The organism is Gilliamella sp. B2717, assembly GCF_026536675.1.
Classification (GTDB): domain Bacteria; phylum Pseudomonadota; class Gammaproteobacteria; order Enterobacterales; family Orbaceae; genus Gilliamella; species Gilliamella apicola_I.
In genome coordinates this window covers 2,824-6,326 of record NZ_JAFNNQ010000034.1, presented here as the reverse complement: position 1 = coordinate 6,326, position 3,503 = coordinate 2,824, and the positions used below count along the sequence as shown (strand labels likewise).

Sequence of the window (3,503 nt, the reverse complement as noted above, 5' to 3'; positions counted from 1 at the left end):
GGTTGGCTTATAGTTCTCCAGTGAAGCATTATCCTTATTTCGGGTTTCCGCTTTTTTCGCATTCAAATAAAATTCTTTTAAACTACTGGTTTCTGTAATCTGTTTAAAACCAAACCACTCCCAACCATAGTATAGTGGTAAACCAAAAGATTCCATACCTCCTGTCCCCGTTTGCTTATATTGTAAGGATTCAAAATGTGCAGTTTCTGAACGATACATTTTTTCAATTATTATTGCCATTTGCTTGCCATGCTTCTTATATATTAGATTTATAGCGAATTCGGCATCTTCTAGAGTGTAATTTCTTTTGAGTTCTGAAACAATCCACCATAGCCACAGCTTGCATAAATCACGCCTACCGCTTTAGCACAAGGTTACAGGCGTAAAAGTTTCTGCAAGTTTATTTGAGGTGTCAGATGTTTGACCTTTTTTAGTTTTGTGTAATTTAGTATTGGGTTATGATTTTTCAATGTTTGTAAAAATATGCGTTTCCTAAATAACCAGATATTATTCATATAAGCAGAAAAATTCACTTATCCATGTGACTTGTCAACAAGTTATTACTAACCTATTTCATTCTAATTCCATATTGGATTAAGTATATAAGGTTCTACACTTTCATTTTTACATTTAAGAAATGTAATATTCTCGTTATTTTTTTTTATTAAAATTCCTGCATTATCTGGATATGTATTTACTTCATAATGCCAAATATTTTTTTTAAAAACTAACGGATTTATTGAAACTTTATGGTCAGAAATTTCTTTTCGCAACTCTAATTCTATTTTGTTTTTATTGCCAAATCTATATATTAGATCACTTTTGTTAAAATAATCATAACAAATAGATAATTGCTTATTTCCTATTTGGCAACCAAAGGCATCCATTTCAATTAGATTTTCATTATATGTACATAAAGAACGATCTTTAAAAAAGATTTTTTGCCTATAAAAATTATTTAAATCTTGATAATTAGCTAATTTAGCTAGTAATCTATTTATTTCATGTTTTGACAAATTTTGTTTAAATTGATCGGCTAAAATAAACAGAAAGCTTTCATAGTAATTTAAAAAATATTCCCCCAAAATATTTTTTTTATTTAATACAAATATATTATCGATAATTCTAATAGTTTCATTACTTATATTTTCTATAATGGGCTCACCGATTATATTTCCCATACGTCGTTCAAACGTGATTTTTCCCAATAAAATTAGATTATTATCTTTGATATTCAAATATGTGATTGTTAATGGTGAATTACCTGTATTTGATTCGATTAAACCGAATATACCTAGTTTTGAATAAAACATTTCCCCACCAAAATATTCATTTCCAATCACATTATTTGTATAGGTGAATGAATTGTTATCAACGTTAATCGTTAATAATTGATATCCATCATAATCCTTTGATTCTTCATTATTATATGGGCAATATTGGTATAATAAATTCATATTGTCCCCAGAAAATGTTGTTATATTTATTTTTTTAACCGAATCTTTATCACATTTTGTTGTATTAGCAAATGCAAAATTCATTGATAGTATAAAAATAATAATAATTTTCTTCATATTATGATTCCTTTAATTTTCTTCTTTATAGTTTTTCATATATTTCTTTTATAAGCACATCATAATTATTTTTTTATAATTGCTTCCATTATAATAAAAAGCAAATGTGTCCCATTCTTTTAACTTTAATGCTTCTAATGCATTGTTATTTCTTAATAAATAACCTTTTAATGTAATTAAATGATTTTTTTCTGAACGGCTAATTTCATATAGAATATCTTCAATACTTAATTTATTTGAATGCATATTTGCACCCATGACTTGAAATTTTCCCCAAGAAGCTGATAGTAGTGCTTCTCGAGGTGATAAATTATATGCTTTTATTAATCGTTCATATTGTTTCGCATAAGTTCCATACTTAGCGAATGAAGAACTACTAGAAATATCAGGATCATTATCAAATTTACCATTGGTTAATTTGTGAAAATAATGTCTTTCAAACAATATTTTAGGAACATGATCTCCTAAATGAGTGTAAAAACTTTCATCCTTTGTTTCTTTTATACCTACAGCTTTAAGAGCTTTTGCTTCACATCCTAACTCATTTGCAACTTATTCATAATCAAAGTCGGTTAATAAATCCATATTTATTCTTTGTTCTAAAAAAAATAAGTTCATATTCTTTATTGTTTAATAAAATAATTGGATGTTTTTTAACCCAAAAACCCATTATCAATGTTTTTTAATATTTTCAGGAAGTAATTTCGCTTTATTTGTTAAATAATATTCTCCATTAGGAACTCTGATCAAATCCCAAATTAAATTTTTTTCTTGTAATCTAAGAATAGCTACACCATTTTTACCACCAAAGGTACTATCAAAATGAACTTCGATTTCATTATTGATTAATTTAGATACAAAAGGTATAGGGCAATCTATTTTATTGCCATAATTAACTATAGAACATAATTCCCCCTCTACTTTATTGTTAGTGTCAATTTTCAATTGTATTGAGAAAATACTATAAGGTATTTCATTTTTTTCTAAATGAACTTCTTCTGTCCAAGTTTGCTCAATAGCTAAGGCACAAGCGGAATTAAAATGAAATAAAAAAAGCAAAACAAAAAATATATATCGCATAAACTAATCCTCAATTTTCACATTTAAACAATCATCCACTCTATTTAACCAACCTTTTAGAAATACATAGTTTTTTGTATGAGTTCCATCCGCTTTAATAGCTAAATTAGTATAATATTCTCGTCTGATTTCAGTAATACGTGTTAATAAGTTATCTTGATCAGCAATAGAATTTATAATAACAGCTGTTCTTTCCCCCATTTTTCCATCAACATCGATATTTTGATCAAACTCATCGACTAGAAGTTGCTGAACTTTTTTTATTGCGCCTCCGGACGTAATTGACCAATCATATATCATTAACCCTAATCTATCATTTTCTATTTTGCAGAATCCTTTCGGTTGCCAATATCTTTTTCTATAGATAACTTCAGCTTGTTTATCTGTCAGTTGTTTTAAGTTTTCTAAAGTAGGTTCTATTCCTAAATCTTTTTTTGCATATGCCACCCACGTATTCCAAGCTATTCCTTTATTAGTTGCACCTCCAGAATCATTTGGATTATTTACATATCCTCCTTCATGTCTCAATACAATTTTTAAAATTCTATGAAATTTTATAGAACAACAATCTATTTTCTTTTCTGTGAAAATAGAAATACCCACAGGATGCATAAACCACACCCTACCATTTGACTTAAGGTGGCAGGCGTTGATAAAGTTTCGGTTTGATTAGTTGAGGTGTCTGCTGATTGCTCTTTTTTAGTTTCTGCTTCACTTTGTTCTGTCTGTTGTTTTTGCTTAGCTAATCCTTTGGCGACATCATCCCACCAGAGCATTTTTGTCGCTTTTTCTTTGCTTTTTTCCCATAATTTATACTTCTCTTCTAACCCATTTATTATGCCCAATAAG

At 28.1% G+C, this 3,503-nt stretch carries 4 protein-coding genes and 2 pseudogenes; all 6 read right to left on the bottom strand.

Features of this window, described 5'->3' with window-relative positions:
- Nucleotides 1-240 (bottom strand): annotated as a pseudogene (locus tag J3U35_RS05605) (hypothetical protein); the annotation flags it as partial.
- Nucleotides 241-578: 338 nt separating this feature from the next.
- Complete coding sequence (locus J3U35_RS05600; protein WP_267360117.1) at nt 579-1,574, bottom strand: hypothetical protein; 996 nt, start codon at nt 1,572-1,574, stop codon at nt 579-581.
- A gap of 48 nt (nt 1,575-1,622) precedes the next feature.
- Nucleotides 1,623-2,090 (bottom strand): annotated as a pseudogene (locus tag J3U35_RS05595) (N-acetylmuramidase domain-containing protein); the annotation flags it as partial.
- 156 nt (nt 2,091-2,246) lie between these two features.
- Nucleotides 2,247-2,654, bottom strand: a complete 408-nt coding sequence (locus J3U35_RS05590) for a hypothetical protein (RefSeq protein WP_267351768.1) — start codon at nt 2,652-2,654, stop codon at nt 2,247-2,249.
- A gap of 3 nt (nt 2,655-2,657) precedes the next feature.
- Nucleotides 2,658-3,266 carry a glycoside hydrolase family 108 protein gene (locus J3U35_RS05585; RefSeq protein ID WP_267360115.1) on the bottom strand — a complete coding sequence of 203 codons (609 nt, stop codon included), beginning with the start codon at nt 3,264-3,266 and terminating at the stop codon, nt 2,658-2,660.
- Nucleotides 3,224-3,503, bottom strand: a 280-nt coding sequence (locus tag J3U35_RS05580; RefSeq protein ID WP_267360114.1) for a hypothetical protein, incomplete at its 5' end; no start/stop codon positions are given. The genes J3U35_RS05580 and J3U35_RS05585, both read right to left, overlap by 43 nt.